Annotated in this window: 17 protein-coding genes; 8 read left to right on the plus strand and 9 right to left on the minus strand. The window is 54.1% G+C overall.

Annotated elements, in window-relative coordinates; translation table 11 throughout:
- Nucleotides 1-256: 256 nt before the first annotated feature.
- Both FFI90_RS00010 and FFI90_RS00015 read right to left on the minus strand, forming a co-directional pair.
- A complete protein-coding gene (locus tag FFI90_RS00010; RefSeq protein WP_144775306.1) occupies nt 257-700 on the minus strand; it encodes a YtoQ family protein in 444 nt (147 codons plus the stop codon).
- Between the two features lie 87 nt (nt 701-787).
- Nucleotides 788-1,297 carry an acyl-CoA thioesterase gene (locus FFI90_RS00015; protein ID WP_144775308.1) on the minus strand — a complete coding sequence of 170 codons (510 nt, stop codon included), beginning with the start codon at nt 1,295-1,297 and terminating at the stop codon, nt 788-790.
- A gap of 147 nt (nt 1,298-1,444) precedes the next feature.
- On the opposite strand from FFI90_RS00015, the gene FFI90_RS00020 reads away from it, so the two are divergent.
- Nucleotides 1,445-2,407, plus strand: coding sequence for a DnaJ C-terminal domain-containing protein (locus FFI90_RS00020; RefSeq protein ID WP_144775310.1), 963 nt, complete (start codon nt 1,445-1,447; stop codon nt 2,405-2,407).
- 16 nt (nt 2,408-2,423) lie between these two features.
- Nucleotides 2,424-2,768, plus strand: a complete 345-nt coding sequence (locus FFI90_RS00025) for a chaperone modulator CbpM (RefSeq protein ID WP_144775312.1) — start codon at nt 2,424-2,426, stop codon at nt 2,766-2,768.
- A 24-nt stretch (nt 2,769-2,792) separates the two neighbouring features.
- Here FFI90_RS00025 and FFI90_RS00030 read toward each other — a convergent pair whose 3' ends face one another.
- Nucleotides 2,793-2,966 (minus strand): DUF6435 family protein, encoded by a 174-nt coding sequence (locus FFI90_RS00030; protein ID WP_144775314.1) that lies wholly within the window; start codon nt 2,964-2,966, stop codon nt 2,793-2,795.
- 171 nt (nt 2,967-3,137) lie between these two features.
- Between FFI90_RS00030 and FFI90_RS00035 the strand changes: the two genes are divergently transcribed.
- The 3 genes from FFI90_RS00035 to FFI90_RS00045 all read left to right on the plus strand — a co-directional run bounded on the left by FFI90_RS00035 (nt 3,138) and on the right by FFI90_RS00045 (nt 5,952).
- Complete coding sequence (locus FFI90_RS00035; protein ID WP_144775316.1) at nt 3,138-3,449, plus strand: hypothetical protein; 312 nt, start codon at nt 3,138-3,140, stop codon at nt 3,447-3,449.
- Complete coding sequence (locus tag FFI90_RS00040) at nt 3,427-3,828, plus strand: DUF6502 family protein (RefSeq protein WP_144775317.1); 402 nt, start codon at nt 3,427-3,429, stop codon at nt 3,826-3,828. The genes FFI90_RS00035 and FFI90_RS00040 overlap by 23 nt, the downstream gene beginning before the upstream one ends.
- A 183-nt stretch (nt 3,829-4,011) precedes the next feature.
- Entirely contained in the window at nt 4,012-5,952 is a 1,941-nt protein-coding gene (locus FFI90_RS00045; protein WP_144775319.1) for a methyl-accepting chemotaxis protein, read from the plus strand.
- Between the two features lie 79 nt (nt 5,953-6,031).
- Here the strand turns inward: FFI90_RS00045 and FFI90_RS00050 are convergent, their stop codons facing one another.
- Nucleotides 6,032-6,997, minus strand: coding sequence for an NAD(P)H-dependent flavin oxidoreductase (locus FFI90_RS00050; protein WP_144775322.1), 966 nt, complete (start codon nt 6,995-6,997; stop codon nt 6,032-6,034).
- Between the two features lie 128 nt (nt 6,998-7,125).
- Between FFI90_RS00050 and FFI90_RS00055 the strand changes: the two genes are divergently transcribed.
- The 3 genes from FFI90_RS00055 to FFI90_RS00065 all read left to right on the plus strand — a co-directional run bounded on the left by FFI90_RS00055 (nt 7,126) and on the right by FFI90_RS00065 (nt 9,799).
- Nucleotides 7,126-7,857 (plus strand): DsbA family protein, encoded by a 732-nt coding sequence (locus FFI90_RS00055; RefSeq protein ID WP_144775324.1) that lies wholly within the window; start codon nt 7,126-7,128, stop codon nt 7,855-7,857.
- Between the two features lie 138 nt (nt 7,858-7,995).
- A complete protein-coding gene (gene trhO / locus FFI90_RS00060; protein WP_144775326.1) occupies nt 7,996-9,009 on the plus strand; it encodes an oxygen-dependent tRNA uridine(34) hydroxylase TrhO in 1,014 nt (337 codons plus the stop codon).
- Nucleotides 9,010-9,049: 40 nt separating this feature from the next.
- Nucleotides 9,050-9,799 (plus strand): DUF481 domain-containing protein, encoded by a 750-nt coding sequence (locus tag FFI90_RS00065; RefSeq protein WP_144775328.1) that lies wholly within the window; start codon nt 9,050-9,052, stop codon nt 9,797-9,799.
- A 9-nt stretch (nt 9,800-9,808) separates the two neighbouring features.
- Here the strand turns inward: FFI90_RS00065 and FFI90_RS00070 are convergent, their stop codons facing one another.
- The 5 genes from FFI90_RS00070 to FFI90_RS00090 form a co-directional block, all read right to left on the minus strand.
- The gene (locus tag FFI90_RS00070) at nt 9,809-10,756 is read right to left on the minus strand and encodes a YbgA family protein (RefSeq protein ID WP_144775331.1); all 948 of its coding nucleotides are present in this window, start codon (nt 10,754-10,756) and stop codon (nt 9,809-9,811) included.
- A complete protein-coding gene (locus FFI90_RS00075) occupies nt 10,753-12,990 on the minus strand; it encodes a glycosyltransferase (RefSeq protein WP_144775333.1) in 2,238 nt (745 codons plus the stop codon). The genes FFI90_RS00070 and FFI90_RS00075 overlap by 4 nt, the downstream gene beginning before the upstream one ends.
- Nucleotides 12,987-14,045, minus strand: coding sequence for a lysylphosphatidylglycerol synthase transmembrane domain-containing protein (locus tag FFI90_RS00080; protein ID WP_144775335.1), 1,059 nt, complete (start codon nt 14,043-14,045; stop codon nt 12,987-12,989). Before FFI90_RS00080 ends, FFI90_RS00075 begins: the two co-directional genes overlap by 4 nt.
- Nucleotides 14,046-14,084: 39 nt before the next feature.
- Complete coding sequence (locus FFI90_RS00085) at nt 14,085-15,107, minus strand: DUF6160 family protein (RefSeq protein ID WP_222120458.1); 1,023 nt, start codon at nt 15,105-15,107, stop codon at nt 14,085-14,087.
- 300 nt (nt 15,108-15,407) lie between these two features.
- Nucleotides 15,408-16,070: a GntR family transcriptional regulator gene (locus FFI90_RS00090; RefSeq protein ID WP_144775338.1), complete on the minus strand. Its 663-nt coding sequence runs from the start codon at nt 16,068-16,070 to the stop codon at nt 15,408-15,410.
- Between the last annotated feature and the right edge of the window lie 164 nt (nt 16,071-16,234).

The raw sequence follows: 16,234 nt of genomic DNA on the forward strand, positions 1-16,234 counted from the left end.
GGCAGCCTCCAAACGGAATTCCGGGCTGAAGGATCTCTTTTTCGTCATCGTCTTCACCTGATTCATTATGTGAGTGATCATACACTCAAAATCAGGTGGCCAAAGTCACTATGCCACTACATGCCTCGAATCCGTTGCCTGTCCCGTTTGCGGAGACCGGCCTGAAGGTGTTTCAGGAGACTGCGTTCATTGCAGCTTACGTAGGGCATCTGGCGAAATAGCCATTGGTTCGGCTCTTCGCCAGATGCCCCAGATGTTACTGCGCCGTTGTAACGTACTTAAGAATTTCAACCACCTGCTCGGGAGTCTGCGCCCACGCCATGGCAGATGCATCGACTTCCTTCAGGGGGTGGATAATGTCGTCGTTGTGCAGCGTGACATAAGGTGTGCCCATAGCGGCACAGAACCCTGCATCAAAGGCCGCGTTCCATTGCTTGTATTTGTCACCAAACCGGATCACCGCCAGATCGCATTGCTCAAGCAGGGTCTTGGTGCGAATACCGTTCACCTTGGATGACTGGTGATCACGCCAGAATGCCACTTCCGGCTTGCCTAGCATGTCTCCCGCTGCATCGCTGGCTTCGTGATTGGTCACGGGTGCGGTAAATTCTACCGGTAACCCGGCAGCTTCTGCCCCGGCCTGAATCTGCTCACGCCAGTCAGTGTGGATTTCGCCAGAGAGATACACAGTCCAGATCATGGAGTTCTCCTAAATAAGATGTATAGAGGGAGGGTTGAATCAGCGAGACCCTACCATAGCTCACCGCTTTACAGAATTTAAGGCCGGTTAATCCCTATCGTCATCGGTCATTTTCGCCAGTTGTGCCCGTGTCTTGAGTCGCCCCTCCCGGCGGATTTCAGCGTTGTCAAAACGACGTTTCTGTTTGCGGTCTTCCGGAACGACTGCGGGAACATCTATGGGCTTGTCGTTCTCGTCCAGGGCTACAAATGTGAAGAAGGCAGAGAGGATATGGCGGGTTTCGCCGGTATAGCTGTTCTCAGCAACTACGCGGGCACCGATTTCCATAGACGAACCCCAGCTGCGGTTTAGCGATAAACTGAACAGCAGGGTGTCGTTGCCTTTTGCCGGAGCGCGAAAGTGAATGGAATCCACCGCAGCGGTCACGCAAACGTGAGCAGAGTGGCGTTCGGCTACTACCAGTGCCAGACGATCGCATTTCGCCATAATCATGCCGCCGAACACGGTGTCGTGGGCATTCATGTCATTGGGAAAAACTTTGTAAACGTGTTTCTCAATGGCCGATGCGGATACGGGTTTGGACGGCTTATCAGGCATAACATCCTTTCTCTGCGTTGGTTTTAAGCTAAGGTTGCTGATGAGGGTACTACATCTATGAACGCTTCGGGCAGAGCTTGTATTCCTGCCGTTTGCGCCAATTATATAGATCCAGAGAACAATCTTTGACCAAAAGCGAGGAGTTCAATGGACTTCAAAGACTATTACGCCGTGCTTGGTGTGAGCGAGTCTGCCTCCCCCGAGGAAATCAAAAAATCCTACCGGAAGCTGGCCCGGAAGTATCACCCGGATGTCAGTAAAGAAGATAATGCCGACGAGAAGTTCAAAGATCTTGGCGAGGCATACGAAGTACTGAAGGATCCGGAAAAGCGTGGTGAGTACGATCAGCTGCGTAAATACGGCGCCCAGGCTGATGGCTCCTTCCAGCCACCTCCCGGCTGGCACAGTGAATCCGGATTCGGCGGCGGCGGATACACCGATGCCGATTCCCGCCAGTTCAGTGATTTTTTTGAGCAGATGTTTGGCGGTGGCCAGGGCGCCGGTCGCGGCGCTGGCGGTGGTTTTCGTCAGAGCGTGCGCATGCGCGGAGAGGATGTTCGCGCACGGTTGCCGCTCTTTCTGGAAGAAGTGTTTAATGGAACCGAGAAGCAGGTTTCTTTTGCGGTGCATGAGACGGATGAACACGGCCGAATTGTTGCGCGCCAGAAAACCCTGAAGGTGAAAATCCCCGCCGGTATGCGCGAGGGGCAGCATCTGCGCCTGAAGGGCCAGGGTTCTCCCGGTATTGGCGGAGGTGCGTCGGGCGACTTGCTGATTGAAGTTGAATTGGCGCCGCATCCTCTGTTCAGTGTAGAAGGCCGGGATGTTGTGGTTACCGTTCCAGTGGCACCTTGGGAGGCCGCATTGGGCGCAACAATCACGGTGCCGACCGTGGGCTCAAAGGTAAATGTAAAAGTGCCCAAAGGCACCTCGTCGGGTCGCAAGCTCCGTCTCAAAGGCAAAGGGCTGCCAGGTAAGCACCCGGGCGATCAGATTGTTATTCTCCAGATAACCATACCGGAGCAGCATTCCGAGGCGGCAGAAAAGCTCTATGAGCAGCTTGCCGAGGCCGAGAAAGCGTTCAACCCACGCAGCAAACTCCATCTGTGAAGGGGGAGAAAAAAGAATGAGCGATAAAAACAGTATTCTGACCGTTGAAGTGATGGACCCCGACGGCAGCACCTTCACCCTTCATGAAGTGTGCGAGCGCGGTGAGTGCCACGCGGAGTTTGTAATCAAGCTGGTAAGCTACGGCATTATTGCGCCCGTAGAGCCGGCAACTGAAGCGCGCCAATGGCTGTTTGATCTGGCAGCCTTGGCTCGCCTGCACAAGGCAATACGTTTGCAACGAGACCTGAAGATGAATCTGCCGGGCCTTGCGATGTCTCTGGAACTTCTCGATGAAGTTCAGGATATGCGCCGGGAGGTGGATCGCCTTAGCCGACAGCTGCAGCAGCTGACCGGAGAGTAGTGCACCGCGTCGGCAGCTCCTGCTTTACTGGTTTTCGTCGAGAGCCTTGATTTCGGCGTAAATCTTTTCAGCCTCTTCCATCAGGGTTCCGTGGCTTCTTAAGTCGCCATTGCGCTGCGCATGCAGCGCTTTGGTCAGTTTGTCTTCGTAAGCTTTCTGCATTTTTTTCTTCGGGTCACCTTTCAAAAATCCCAGCATTTTTTTGTCTCATTTCGCGTTTGTGTTCACAACTTTACGCTGAGCCTGTCTGAAAGTTCATAAATTAAACAGGTTTTACTCCGGATTATTCAGATATATGGGAATACAATCCCAAGCATCAATAATCCGTTGGCCAAAAGAGCCTGTGTGCCCGCAAGGTACAGTAAAGAAATGCTCCAAAACTTGGGTGAGGACGTATCTGATATTATAGTCACAGTTGATTACTATCTGGTCTGTGGCGAAGGCGGTCGACAGCCGTTGCTCCAGCGCACGCTGACTTACAGCAGTATTCCTCCCGAGGTCATGGAGTCCTGGCGGGGGCCGCAAGTTCGCGATGTGTCTGGCGACCAGGCTGATGGCTCATCGCAGGAATCGTTTCGAACCGGAGTCAGTGTCTTCTACTTTGAAGAAGTACCTTTTACGGTAGTACCCTGCCCGGTTCCAAGAGAGAGAAGACATCATGAGTTTCAGTATCCAGCCTGAGTTCATTATTCGCTGGGAACCAACCGAACTTGCAAGCACCATATTGTCTGGCCCCGGTCGTGACGTCGTGAGGCACTGGATCAGTGCTTTGGCGTATCTTGATGAGAATCAACACCCGGTTTTGCTGGCAGTGAATAATCAAAGTGAGCCCTCCTTCAGCCAACTCGTGCAATCTGTTAATGCGGGTTATGCCCCGTCTGTAATTCTCAACGAATTGTTGCGCAAAGGCGTGGTCGAGCAACTTGATAGTGGCCATGTTCTGCTCCGGCGGAGCACCTATGTGCATGATGTTCCAGAATTCGAATCATCGCCCAAAGTGAGGCGGAAAAAGCACAGCCCGGGACGAAGTGCGGGCCGGCGACACAACGACGAAATCTGATACAAACTCCCCGGCAAAGCAGTTGGGGCAACCCCTTTTGCATCTTTTTGAATACCTGCTACAAAACCCTACATAAAGAAATCCACCTTTCTGCCTTGTTTTGCTACAACTGTGTCTCTAGGCGTTTCAATGAATAAAAAACGAATGTTCCGGGCGCCGGAATAAACGAATGAGGGAGTTTTTATGGCCTCTCGGTTTCTGAAAAATCTGATCTCCAGCAGGCTGTTCCGGCCGGTTTTTATTGTTCTGATTGTTGCGGGCCTGGCACAGGTTGTGATCAGTCAGTGGCTGATATCAGATCAGGTTGAGCGTTTGATAGGTACCGCCGGTTCAGCACTTGAAGCGAGCAGCGATCAGCTCAGTGATTCCTTTGAAAATACCCGTGACGATGTGCGCCAGCGTCTTCAGACCATGCGCGAAGAAAGCGTTGGCGAACTGTCCAATGAGCTCACTCGCCAGCAAAACGAACAGCAGGAGCGCGTGGCGGAAAATGTACGAAGTGCGGTTATGGCTGAAGCACAGGGATTGGCAGATGTGTTGGCTGCCGTAGCCGCGCCGTTGATCTGGGACAGGGACATTCCGCGGCTGACCGATCTCGTGGAGCTGGCAGACGCCAGGAAATCGGTACTCTTTGCTATCTATTTTGATCAGTATGGCAAGCGCATGACCCGCTACGTTGATCGTACTGATGAGCGTGTGGTCACGCTGATGGATCAGGGTGAAGGTCGGGGCGCGGCAAGCCGTGTGCTGGAAGCGGCAGGTCGTGATTCGAACATTGTCATTATCACTGCAGACATCAAACCCAAGGGCTCGGCGATAGGGCAGTTGAAACTCGGGTTGTCACTGGAAGGTATCAACCGCGACCTCGCGCAATTGAAAGAAGAGTTCCGCGCTACTTTGGCTGGGAGTATCGACACTTCCAGGCAAACGCTTGAATCCGAAACCGAAGAGGTCAATCAGCGGCTTCAGCAGCAGTTGGCGGATATGGGAGCGGACACGCAAGCGCGTATCAGCGAGACAGTCAATGCGTTGCGTCAGGAGGCATCGGGCATGTCGTCGAGCCTCACACTTGTTGCTGTGAGCTCGATGGTGATTCTTCTGGTTCTGATGGCTGCGGTACTTGGGGGCGGAGTCTTGCCTCGGGTTTTACGCCTGAACTCCGCAATCCGTGGCATTGCGGACGGTGAAGCCGACCTGACTCGTCGAGTGAACATGAAGGGCAACGATGAGCTGACGGAAATGGCCCGGGGCGTTAATCAGTTTATCGCCCGCATTCAGGAACTGGTATCGGACGTCAAAACTTCAGCTGAGTCTGCGGTCGGGCAGGCGCAGGCGCAGGGAGAGGTCAGTCATGATGCGGTTGCTGCGGTGAATGCCCAGCAGCAGGATGTGCTGGAAGTGTCCGAAACCATGGCGGCTATGTCCCATAGCATTGCGGGTGTTTCTGAAAACATTCAGGAAGTTGCCGGCGCTGTACGCAGTGTCAGTGACGAGAGTGAGGCAACGGCGGGCATTTCCCGCGGCGTGCTCAAGCGTCTTGATGACGTTGTCCTGAACGTGCAAAGAGCAGTGGAGGCGGTCAGTGCTCTGGACAAACAAAGTACACAGATTACGTCCGTTCTGTCGGTAATCGGCGCCATCGCAGAGCAGACCAACCTCTTGGCACTGAACGCCGCGATTGAAGCCGCCAGAGCGGGTGAGTCGGGCCGGGGTTTCGCAGTTGTGGCCGATGAAGTGCGAACCCTGGCCAGCCGAACTCAAGAGTCCACCACCGAAATAGAAGCCATCATTGCGCGCTTGCAGCAGGGTAGTACACAGGCTGTATCGGTCATTGGCGATGTTTCGGGGCAGGTTGCGGAATCATCCGCCGAATTCCGCCGTGCGGACGAACACTTTGATCAGATCAATCAATTGCTTGGCAGTCTTCAGGGACAAGCCCTGAGTATTGCATCGGTGGCGGAGCAGGAAGGCCGACACGCGGAAAAGATCAGCGTTAGCGTTGAGGGTATTGCCCGTTCGTCAGAAGCAACCGTCGAGGCTATCCAGCGCTCGGACAATGCCAGCATGAAAATCAGCGAGGTACTGGCGGCACTTCAGGCCAAAGCGTCCCAGTTCCGTGTTTGACGGAACCGGGTGCGTGGCCCGGTACGGATAGTGAGGCTGCTAATGGGAGGAGACTGATGGAGACGGTTGTCTCGCCAGCTCAGCTGCAAAGCCGTTTACGGGCTGCCTGGTACTCCTGCGTCAGTCTTGAGACCAAAGCTTGAACGCTGACCACATCGGTAATCTGGCTCACGCCTTGCCCAGCTGACCATACGGTTTTCCACGCCTTGGCTTCGTCGTCAATCGGTTTGAGCTTTTCGCCGTAATTGATCTCGCCGGCCTGGTTTAGCTTGTCCATCGGGAAACCTGCGGCCTCAAGGCTCTGTCGCATGAAGCTTGCGGGGATGCCAGACACGGCGGGGGTATGAATGATATCGCTGGATACAGATTCAATAATCATGGTGCGATAGGCATCCTCTGCCCGGGACTCTGTGGTGTTGATGAAGCGTGTTCCCATGTAGGCGAGATCAGCTCCCAGAGCTTGTGTTGCAAGGATATCTTCGCCGTGGGAAAGCCCACCTGCCAGCAAAATAGTGCCGTCGAACACTTCACGGATTTCATGAACCAGAACAATGGGATTGATGGTGCCAGCATGGCCGCCGGCGCCGGCGGCGACTGCAATAACGCCGTCCACACCTGCCTCGGCTGCTTTGCGGGCGTGCTTCTGATTGGTCACATCGTGGAATACGACGCCACCATAACTGTGCACGGCTTCTACCACCTGGCTGGCAGCGCCCAGCGACGTGATGACGATGGGCACCTGATGCTTTACGCAGAGTTCCAGATCGGCCTGCCATCGTGGATTGGAACGGTGCACAATCAGGTTGACAGCATAGGGCGCAATGCTGGCACCCGGGTTCTCTTCCTGGAGCTTCCCGAGACCATCACTCATCTGAACCAGCCATTCTTCAAAACCTTCACTCGTGCGCTGATTCAACGCGGGAAAACTGCCAACGATGCCCTCCCGACAGCACGCAAGCGCCAGCTCCGGGCCAGAGATAAGGAACATCGGGGCTGCGACGAGAGGCAGGTTGAGCGAATCCACGCAGAAAGCGGCACGTGACATGAGATCTCCTTAATTTGTATTGGAACTTTTGTAGGATATAAAGGATCTTAGCCTGCCTGAACGATTGTGTGAATGTTCGCCTGCTAACAAATATTGGGCTACGTCTGGAAAACAACAAGGAGTAAGTAATGGGTGAAAAAAAACGTCGCGAACAAACCGGAGCGCCGGCCCCGCGGAAGGCCAATTCCCGAAAGCCTCTGGCGATCGGAGTAACAGTGCTGGTTCTGGCTGCAATTATTCTGGGTGTCGTATTCCTGACAGCAGCACCCAAACCAACCTCGGATGGGCTGCCGGTTGCCGGGCCCAATGCGGAACCCTTTCCATCGCAACTGGACCAATACGGCGTTTCCGTGGGTGCTGATGATGCGCCGGTTGTTGTACGCGAGTTTGCAGATTATCAGTGCCCGGCTTGCGGAGCATTTTCTGAAGCCAGTAAGCGCCTTAAACAGGAGTATGTTGAGGCAGGAAAGGTTCGGTTTGTGTATTTCGATCTGCCGTTGCGCCAGCACCAGAATGCCGTTCCTGCTGCTCAGGCCGCTCGTTGTGCCGGCGACCAGGGCGCGTACTGGGAAATGCACGAGCGCCTTTATGATTCGCAGACAGAATGGAGCGGTTCGAACGACCCGGTTGCAACCTTTGCGCGTTATGGCAAGGATTTGGGTCTGGAAGAGCGCCGTTTGCGCCGTTGCATGACCACAGAGTTGCACCGGGAAGCTGTTGAGGCAAGTCTTCGCGTTGCCATGCAGTTGCAAGTGACCAGCACGCCAACCGTGCTGGTGGATAACATTCGCCTTACCCGCCCGGGTTGGGGCCAGCTTTCAGCGCTTGTGGAGAGAGAACTCTCAAGCGCCAGCAAATAAACAACGGATTCAGGACCGGATCTGTCGGGACTTGAACATAAGCCAGAGTGGGTTAAAATCTGCGCCCTCTCTGGCTTACACCTTCCAGATAAACAAACCCATGCTCCGGATTTACGATCCGGCTCGCAGGAGAACCCCATGAGCAACACCGTTGTTGTCTGCGCACTATACAAGTTCGCTGTTCTGAATGATTACAAAACCCTTCGCCAACCACTGCTGGATATTATGCTGGCCAATGGTGTGCACGGCACGCTGTTACTGGCCCGGGAAGGCATCAATGGCACCGTTGCCGGAAGCCGCCGCGGCATTGACGTGGTTCAGGCCTGGCTGGCCGCTGATGAGCGTTTTAACGGTATTGAATACAAGGAATCGTTCGTAGATAGCCAGCCGTTCAAACGCACCAAAGTGAAGCTCAAAAAGGAAATAGTCACCATGGGCGTTGACGGCATTGATCCGAAGCGCATCGTGGGCACGTATGTAGAGCCGGGCCAGTGGAACGACCTGATATCGGATCCTGACGTTCTTCTTGTTGATACCCGTAACCAGTACGAAGTGGAAATAGGTACCTTTGAACATGCGGTAAATCCCTCTACAGATACCTTTCGCGAGTTTCCGGACTATGTGAAGCAGAATCTCGACCCGGCAAAACATAAAAAAGTTGCCATGTTCTGCACAGGTGGCATTCGTTGCGAAAAGTCTACGGCCTACCTGAAAGAGCAAGGCTTTGAGGAGGTTTATCACCTCAGGGGCGGCATTCTGAAATATCTGGAAGAGGTGCCAGAGGAGCAAAGTCTCTGGAAAGGTGAATGTTTTGTATTTGACGACCGGGTTACGGTCAATCATCGTTTGGAGCGCGGCGCTTACGATCAGTGTCATGCCTGCCGCCGCCCGATTACCGAGGCTGAAAAGCAGTTTCCAGAGTATCAGCAAGGTGTGAGTTGCCACCGGTGCATTGAGTCGCTGAGCGAAGAACAAAAGGCCCGTTTTGCGGAGCGAGAGCGCCAGATTCGTTTGGCCGATGCCCGTGGTGAAACGCATGTAGGCGGAGAGGCCGCCCGCTTTATTGCTGAACGCAAAGCACGCAAAAAGTCAGAGCGTGAACGCCACGCCGAGAAAAGCCTGGAAGGTGAAACCAGCAAAACAGCCCGGTAACCTGATTCAATCCGCCTGAACCCATTACCAAGGAGCGTTCATGAGTTTTAAGAAAACAGTTGCCATACTTGCTATTTCAGCAGCACCACTGGCTTACGGCCAGGAAGCGAAAGACTGGGAGGGCGAGGCAGAGCTGGGTGTGCTCATGACCTCAGGTAACACTGAAGAAACCAATATAAACGGGCGTCTTGGATTGATTCATGAAGTAGTAGACTGGCGCAATATTGCAGATTTCAGCTCGAACTACTCCGAAGCTCAAGACGATACGACGGGCGAGGACCAAACCACAGCTGAGAAGTATAAAGCGGCTCTTGAAACCAATTACAAGTTTGATGAAAGCCAGTACTGGTTTCTGCGTGGCACCTACGAGAAAGATCGCTTTTCCGGCTACGATTTTGAATCTACAGCCACCACCGGTTACGGCAACCGGGTCTGGCAGCGCGGCGAGCGCTCATTCCTTGATCTGTCGGTCGGTGCCGGTTATCGTTATAACAAGCTGGAAGTTGTGAATTCCGACGGTGAAGACGCTGAAAAGGAGCCGATCGGGCGCCTGGCGGCTCAGCTCAACTACGCGCTTTCTGAGAATGCGCTGTTTCAGCAGAAATTGAGTACGGAAGTCGGGCTGGATGACAACAATGCTATCAGCCAGTCAGAGACCGCTATCAAGGCCAATGTTGTCGGCAACCTTTCCATGAAAGCGGCCTACCGAGTGAAGCACGTATCCGATGCGCCGGCGGGCAAAGACTCTACGGATACCGAGACGGCTATCACACTGCTTTACGGCTTCTGATACTGGATCCTAGACCTTGTTCCTGAGCCCCAGTTCGTCCGGATAGGGGCTCAGGTAGTGTTGCAGCCGTAGGTAATCCACCGGCTCCCTGCGTTGAGCCATTCTCAATAAGGTCATAGGTACAACCAGCGGCACCTCGCCTCGGCCATAAGCTTCAATCTGCTCTACCAGAACCTTACGATCTTCGTTTCCCATGGCATCCCGCAGATAGCCCATCAGGTGCTGCATCACGTTTATGTGTGATCCACGGCTCACCTTTTGAGTCATGGCGCCCATAAACGCCTGGATATAGCGGCTCGCAATGGTTTCAAGGGCGTCTGCCTTGAGATCACCCAGCATGGGGCCAAGTTGCCGGTAGATTTTCTCGGAGTGCGCCAGCAACTGGAACTTGTGCCGCGTGTGAAACTCGATCAGTGCTTTTGCAGAGAGGTTCTCGCCGGCAACATTTTGCATCCAGTCATCATAGGCAAACACCCGCTCAATAAAATTTTCCCGCAGTGCGTCATCGTTCAGTCGACCTTCTTCCTCAACAGGCAACAGCGGGTAAGTGCGCATCAGCGCCTCGGCAAACATTCCTTGCCCGTCACGCCGAATCACCTGGCCTTCCGGGTTGTGAACCTTGATGCGCTCCATGCCGCAGCTTGGGGATTTAGCCATCAGTATGTAGCCGCGCAGGTGGGCCAGCTCAGGCAAAATCCGGCCTGTGAACCCCTGCATGGCGCCGGTGTGGTCAGCAGCGCCCTTAGCTTCTATCAGGCGCATACCGTCTGGATGCTCTCGCAAATGAATAGCCGGCCGGGGGACGCCCAAACCGGCTTCCAATTCCGGACAAACGGGTTGGAAATCAAAATGCTGTGACAACACCTGAGTGCAATAACGGGAATGTTTGTGGCCGCCATCATGGCGAACTTCTTTGCCCAGCAGACAAGTGCTGATTCCCACGGGAATGCCGCTCACGTTTCTCTCCGTTTTCTCAGCTTTTTATCGTTGAGTGCTAAAGTAGTAGCGTAAATCTCGCGAACATCACTGGCAAACTGTTCCACTGAAAAGTCTTTGGCAAATGCCAGAGCCTGTCCGGAAAGCGTATTTCTCAGGTCATCATCTTCCAGCAAGCGCTTAACCTTTGCGCACCACTGATCCTGCCTTTCCGGAGTCTTGAAGCCGTTAAAGCCGTGACGTATCACGTCGTCGATGCCGCTGGAACGTACGGCGACCACTGGCAGGCCGGCAGCCATGGCTTCCAGAATAACCATGCCCTGGGTTTCGGATTTGGAAGCAAACAGAAACGCGTCGCCGAGGCGATACCAGACAGCCATGTCATCTGGGGGTATCGCGCCAGCAAGAGTGATGCTGGTTTCAAGGCCAAGTTCCTGAATTTTGTTTTGAAGGCGGTCTTTCTGGTGGCCATCCCCGATTATCAGGAAGTGAAAGGGTTTATTTGTTTCCTGTCGCAATGCGCTGATCGCTTCGATCATGAAGTCGATATTCTTCTCGTTCGACAGCCGCGACACACTGATGAAAACCACCTCGTCGTTCAGTTTCAGAGTCTTGCGAAGCTCAGTGATTTCGCCGTCGGTTACCGTTTGAAAACGCTTGTACTCAATCCCCGTGGGCTGCACGAATGTGGGTGTTTTCACACCGATCATCCGGAGGTATTCCTCGGTTGAGTAAGTCGGCACGATAACGCCGTCGCATTTGTTGGCGAAGCGTTTGATCAGCGCATGGGAGATAAGATTACGGAAGATCAGGCCTGGTAGTGGCACAAAGTGGGCGTAGTGCTCCAGCCTGGTGTGGTAGGTGTAAATCGCGGGCACATTGAGCCTGCGCGCCATGAACAATCCGAGCGAACCGAGCCAGAACGGGTGGTGCAGGTGAACAATGTCCGGATGAAAAGCCCGAACCCGTTTGCGGATTCGGCCAAGAAAGATGTTGGCCAGCCGGAACTCGCGTTTCTCGCCCATGGCGAGCAGAGAAGGAACGCGGAGTATTTGCTCTTCAACCTCCGGCTGATCCTTGTAGCGCGGTGCTACAACCAAAAGCTCGTCGCCAAGTTGTTGCAGTCCTCGCCTTAGCCGGGCAATGGAAATGGGTACGCCGCCGATGAACGGCAAATAGTTGTTGGTGAACATGACCACTCTTAACGGCTTCTCTATCCATGGCGTTGGGTCAAGATCGTAGTCGGGGTAGTACTCCTTGCCGACAAAGATAGTGGCGTAGAGCTTGATGGTGGTTGCTGCAAAGATGGCCACAATCAGAATGAAATTGAGATAGCCGGTATAGAACAGTGAATAAACGAAGAACCACAGGCTTTCGAGACGTTTCAGAATCGGATGCTGACCGACTTCGAGTTGTTGAAGTGAGTGGCTGATCTCGCCTTCCGGGCTTATATTCACTCGCACGTAATGATAGAAACTGGTGTCGTCGTTCAGTATCAGCCCGCCGGCACCGCCGGTGGTGATAAACTGTGTGTCACCGAGCTGTGTCTCCGAGTACAACGAAAGGTTTGCGGAGAACACCAGATCAATGTTGTGCTCTTTGACTGCTTCCAGAAGCGCGCTCCGGAACTCAGGTGGTGCAAGATAGTCCGCAGCCTGATCGAACAGAGCATCTTCCTTGGGCTTTAGTGGCGGGTGACCGATAAACAGGACTCTGGCTTTCGACGAATCCTGACTAAGGAGATCGTCCAGCCAGCGGATCTGCCACTGCCAGGGCGTTTTCCCGGTGCTATCCAGAAAGATAAGCCGACTGCTGCCAGCCTGAATGCTGAAGAAATGCGGCCCGAAGTGATCGTAGAAACGGAAACTGCCGAAATTATCGTACTCATGAGCACCAAATGTAAGCAGGTACGGAATGTCCAGGTGGCTGAGGGTTCCATACAGGGCACGGTATTTGTCTTCGCCACCGCCGCTGACGGCATTGCCGGCGGATACCAGAAAGTCCATTCCCGAGGCATTGAGCTCCGGAATAATGCGCTCTTCAAAAATACCGACCGAGTTGTTGATGTTGCCCACGACCGCAAAGCTGAAGGGTTCAGTGACGGACAGGTCGCGATGAATCTGCTCAACCTGCTCGGTATGCACGCCAGCGAAATCTTCCATGAAAAAATTCAGGTAGGCCTTATAGCCCACCAGCAATATCACGATCAGCAGGCAAAGATAGAACAGCAGTTTTAGCGGGTTTCGGAAGATCATCCGGGGTTCCTGCGACTTTTAATCAGTTCTTTTTGCAGCACAACCAGGCCGATGATCATACCAAGATAAATGGTGACCAGGCGCCAGCTTACAATAACCAGAATCAGATGGTTCCCTGACAGGACATCGCTGAAAAAGCTTCCGAAGACACCTTCTGAAATGCCGGATGCGCCGGGCGTTGGCGAAAAATACATAATAAACGTTGTCACAACCAGCATCCCCAGGGACATCAGATAATCAATATCGTAACCCAGGCTGTGTATCAGCAGGGCAGGGAAGCTGAACAGGCTGAGCAGGAATACGGCTGTGAAAAGCACCGAAAGCACAACGAAAAGCGGCCGGCCCCGCAGGTAATCGCCAAAGCTGTGCGAGAAACGCAGCATCTCCCGCCGTGCCTTGAACTGCCAGCGCCGGTGGCGGGTATCGTTTATGAGGTGCCAGCGGTTAAGCGTTCTGAGCAGGCCACTGAGCGGCCCGATGAGCCAACGTGTGCGAAATAGCAGGATAATGAAAAAGCCAAGATACAGAAGAATGAAGATGGCCAGAGCGAAGCCCAGATCGCCAGTGATGGTCTGGCCGTCAAACGCATCCAGTGTCAGCAAAAAAACCGGCGTGAGAGAGAAAATGAAAAGCACGGCCAACACGGTTCTGATCGTCGTTGCAGCCGTGGCTCTGCCCACAGGAACACCATGGCGATTCAGGTACCAGATCTGAGCGAACCCGCCGCCGGTGGCCATGGGGGTGACGTTGGAAAAGAACAGATTGATAAAAACCAGACGGAATAGTGTCGGAAAGGACAAGCGGTGCCCGAGTGCCCGCAGCGTGAAGTGCAGGCGCAGGCCGTCAGAGACAAAATACACCAGAAGCAGAGCGGCGATAGACGCAACGGTTTGTGGTGCAATCAACCGGGCATCAAAACTGATGCTGCGCCCTGCGAACTGATCGTAAACTGCATAAAGCCCCGCCGCTGTAAGCGCAATAAAGAGCAAGCTAAACAGTATAAGACGTCTTGCTGAGGTTCGTGGCTGGTAACTGGTGTCAGTGGTGTCAGTCATGGGCTGCCCGTCGAAATGAGACGAGCAGTTTACAGGACACTAGTGACCATAAACCAACATGGTGGTGTCTGTTATGGCAAAGTCTGTGAACTGAACGCTGCCAATATTGACTTGGCCTACTTTGAATACGGGCATATCAATATCTGCCCGGAACTCCACATCGTGAACCGAAAGCCCTTCCTTGCCGGATACCGATCCCGTGCCCCGGGAAAGCTTGGCAGTGGCGCTCGCCATGCCGAAGTGGCCGAGGGTGTCATTACCTCGCCGGTTGTGAAGCTGCAGGCCTTCAATGCCCACGGCGGCAAAGTTGAACAGCAGAATCACATCTGCGGCGTCCCAGTTCAGGCTGCCATTGGTGATCTCAAAATGGGTATCGAGCTGCAGCTCAGCCCCGGAAACGACGTTGCCATTACTCAACGTGCGATTTGACCCACCGGCGTTGCGAATAACCAGATCTGTAGGCCCGACATAACCCTGCAGCAACACATCGGAAAACAGCGTGGCCGCCCCTTCGGAACCGGTGGCGGTAATGCTTCCCACCTCCAGCTCAAAATCCACCGCCTGCAGGTAGTCAGCCAGGCTGGTTGGGTCACCATAATCGGTTGCACCCAGGTGAATAACCAGATCGCCACTGTTGAATTGTTTGCCAAACTCGCCTGCTATGGAATAGGTTGTCAGTGCATCTGCAACATCAGCATTGGTGGTGCCGAGCAGCCCCGCATTCGCCCGACGCGCGATTTCAGAAAAACCGTGCTCAAGCACCTCACCGGCACCGGCGATATCCACCGTCAGCTTCAGGTTATCCAGAACCGTATCGTTATGCCCGGAAAGCCGCATGTTGTTCACATTCAGTGAGCCTTCATCCGTCCATGTCAGCCGGTCAATATTGATCCTGGTCTCCAGATCAATCGTCACACCGGCCTGGCCGGTCACGCCCGAGAGAGTTCCGTCATCCAGCGGCCGAAATTCCGCCATGGCAGCGGTAGGCAGAGAGAGTGCGAGCACCCAGAGTGAAAGCGTTTTTGATCGTGTTGTGCGGCGACAACTGAGCGGCTGAATCATGATGGCCCCATTTCCATGGTTTGTTTTTGTTGGTAGAAAGCCTGGATCAGGCTCCCGGCCGCAGGGGACAGCGTAACCAATGCAGCGGCAATCGAGTTTTGTTACATGTTGTTACGATAAGTGGGAGGTGGAGCTATGTCTGTGAGTTCAATCACAGTTGGAGGCAAGTACGTTGTCGAAGCAAACCTGCGGGAGCGCCCATTCGAAACCGTGCGGAGCCAGGGATGGCGGAGCCGAGCGTACAGGGAAGTATTCACAGCGTGTTTTGAATGGGCGTTCCCGCTGATTTGCCGGAACGGACTAAGTTGAGGACAGAGCCCGCTGAATCATAACCTTCTGATGCTCAGCAAACTCCCGAATAACAGCCTGCGCCTCCTCCACATCCCGATCCAGAACCGCCTGCGGAAGCCGCGTAAAAAACTGGCTGGTCTGAGTAAGCCCGTGGCGATACCGCTCTGCGCTCAAGTAATAAGCGCGGCTCACCGCCGGCTTGAAGTTTGAAAGCGCCTCCGTGAGGTACGGGTTGCCGACCAGCTCACAGCAAGCCTCCATCACCTCAAAGCTGGCCTCCACAACTGCAGCAATATCCGCCGCTGGTTTCTTCATTTGCTCAACAGCCGTTGCGACCACCGCCAGCATGCGCTGCCTGTCGCTCTCCTTCCAGCGCTCACAGAGCCTTGCTGCAAGCATCAGAAGCAGGTGCATGTAAACGTCATACAGCTCCGAGGCATGATTGGCGTCCAGCTTTGAGGCAGACGCGCCTTTGCGAGGCGTAATCTCCACAAGATGCCAGCGCTCAAGGGTGTAAAGAGCCTCTTTGACGGAGGCCCTGCTGACCTTGAGTTCACCGGCCAGCGTGGCTTCCTGAATACGCTTACCGGGCTGTATCTGCCCGGTCATAATCCGTTCTGCCAAGTAGTTGGCGATTTGCTCCGCCAGGGTATTAGGCACCTTGAAATCCATAGAGGTTCTCTGAACAGGTCTTGAGGGCCGGCGGGCCGTATGGCGGCGCTGCTGCGGCAGTAGAGTATATGGGCTTAAGTTTATCATACCCGGAATCCTGACAATGAACCGCCCGTATAGTAAGGCAAAGCCCTTGAAATCCAGCAGAAACGCACGCAGGTATA

It is taken from the genome of Marinobacter maritimus (genome assembly GCF_007671675.1).
GTDB classification, from domain to species: Bacteria; Pseudomonadota; Gammaproteobacteria; order Pseudomonadales; family Oleiphilaceae; genus Marinobacter; species Marinobacter maritimus.